The organism is Microvirga sp. P4_G7, from assembly GCF_056401005.1.
Genome location: NZ_JBFUKD010000617.1, coordinates 1 through 2,201 on the forward strand (window position 1 = coordinate 1; position 2,201 = coordinate 2,201).

The window sequence follows — 2,201 nt, forward strand, 5'->3', positions numbered from 1 at the left end:
GAGCGGGTTGGCGTGGATGCAGTTTTTTCTGATCTATGTGGCTCTGCCTTGCCTGTTCTTTCGGCTGATAGCCGATAAACCACTGGATCAATTGACGAATTGGTGGTTCGTTTCGGCCACCACTCTGTCGACTTTTTGCGCATTCGTTCTTTCGTTCGGCGCCGGATGGAAGCACACGCGGGAAGTCCCTCAGGCCGTCATGCAGGGGGTCGCGGGCTCCTATTCCAACATCGGATACATGGGGCCGCCGCTCGTTCTCGCCGCCATCGGCGCGCAAGCGAGCCCGCCGGTCGTGCTCATATTCGTCTTCGACAACCTGCTGCTGTTCTCGCTCGTGCCGCTTCTCATGACGGTCGCCGGCGTCGAAAAGGGATCTTTGGGCGCGACGGTAAGACACATCGTCTGGCGCGTGGTCACCCACCCCTTCAACGTGGCGACGGCGCTCGGCATCGTCGCGAGCTACTGGCATCTCTCCTTGCCAGGTCCCGCCGACCAGATCGTCACCTGGCTGTCCGGGGCTGCCGCCCCTTGCGCGCTATTTATTCTCGGCGTCACCGTCGCGCTTCGTCCGTTGGGTCGCATTCCGGGTGAGGTGCCGACGCTCGTCTTCATCAAGCTGATCCTGCATCCGTTCCTGGTCTGGGTGCTGCTGTCGGCTCTCGGTGACTTCGGCCCGGTCTGGACTTATGCCGCCATCATCATGGCGGCGCTGCCGCCGGCGCTGAATATTTTCGTGATTTCAACCCAGTACAACGTCGGCGTCGAACGCGCCTCGGCTTGCGTCCTGGTCGGCACGCTCACCTCCATGGTGACGCTGACCGCGCTCCTCTACCTGATCAAGATCGGCGCGCTCCCTTACGACCTTTTTCCGTAGATCACGGGGACGAGGGAGCCTGCATCAACCGCGGGGCACCGATGTGCGGCAGCAAGCCCTCGCGCATGACAGCCCGGCGAAGCGGCCCGATGCCACTGATGGCGAGCAAGCCGGCTCCGCGTAGAAAATCGGCAGGTAGAAAATCCGCCAGGAGCGTCCGGTTGAGCCCATCGACCGCCGTCGTACGAAGGCGAACGTCGAGGTCACGACCGCGCTGATAGTGCCGGAGATCCTCATCTCCACCGAGGGGGCGATTTTCTTCCCGAGCGTCGATTGCCATGTCACGCAAGGCAGCGACATCGCGAAGACCGAGATTGAGCCCCTGGGCGCCGATCGGCGGAAACACGTGCGCGGTCTCTCCGACAAGGGCGAGGCGGGACGCGTAATAGCGGCTGACCGAGAGTCCTCCGAGTGGAACCACGCCCCGCGGCCCGTCGATCGTCATCGCACCGAGAATGGATTGCGCCTGCCGCTCGATTTCGAACGCAAGACTCGCGTCGTCCAACCCGGCGAGGCGCTCTGCATTCTCCGAGCTCGCCACCCATACGAGGCTCGAACGGCGACCGGGGAGGGGCACGAGCGTAAAGGGACCGTGCCGGGTGTGAAATTCCGTCGATGTCTCGCGATGATCCCGATCATGCGTGAGGATCGCGGTCAGCGCCGATTGCGGATACGACCATGTCTTCGCCTCGATCCCAGCCTGTTGCCTGAGCTTGGAATGTCGGCCGTCCGCGGCGACGACCAGACGTGCATTGATGACCTCCCCGTCGGTTAGCCCGATCCAGGCGTGATCACCGATGATCTCGAGGGCTGCGGCCATTCCCGAGATCAAAGTGAGACCTTCCTGCTTTCGGGCCGCGGTCGCGAGCCCTTCGAGAAGGGCTACGTTCTCGATGTTCCAACCGAAGGCGTCGAGGTCGATTTCATGGGCGTGAAACTCGACCGGCGGCGGCCGAAACAGGCTCCCGGTATCGTCGATCAGACGCATCGTCGCGAGAGGCGCCGCCTGCGGTGTCAACAAAGGCCAGAGATCGAGGGCCTGCAGAAACCGCACTGATCCGTTGAGCAGAGCCACTGTCCGGCCGTCGCGGCGGGCGTCGAGGCTGCCGATGAGAGCCGTCTCGAAACCATCCCGCGCGAAGGCGATGGCGGCGGAGAGACCCACCGCACCCGCGCCGACGATCGCAACGTCGTAAATTTTCCTGGTCACGGGCTCTCCCTCGACGCTTTTTGAAACCCTGTCCGGCCGCGATGCACAACTATGACCGCTTTTGCCATTGCTCGCGTCGGAAGCCYATCCCTATGATCCACCAGCGGGAGAAAAGGG

Annotated in this window: 2 protein-coding genes; one reads left to right on the forward strand and one right to left on the reverse strand. The window is 63.0% G+C overall.

Going from position 1 to position 2,201, the window contains the following annotated elements; all coding sequences use genetic code 11:
* The coding region (locus tag AC1DT3_RS18680) for an AEC family transporter (protein WP_477466721.1) at nt 1-874 on the forward strand (874 nt) is incomplete at its 5' end.
* 1 nt (nt 875) lies between these two features.
* Here the strand turns inward: AC1DT3_RS18680 and AC1DT3_RS18685 are convergent.
* The gene (locus tag AC1DT3_RS18685) at nt 876-2,084 is read right to left on the reverse strand and encodes a UbiH/UbiF family hydroxylase (RefSeq protein WP_477466722.1); all 1,209 of its coding nucleotides are present in this window, start codon (nt 2,082-2,084) and stop codon (nt 876-878) included.
* Nucleotides 2,085-2,201 lie beyond the last annotated feature (117 nt).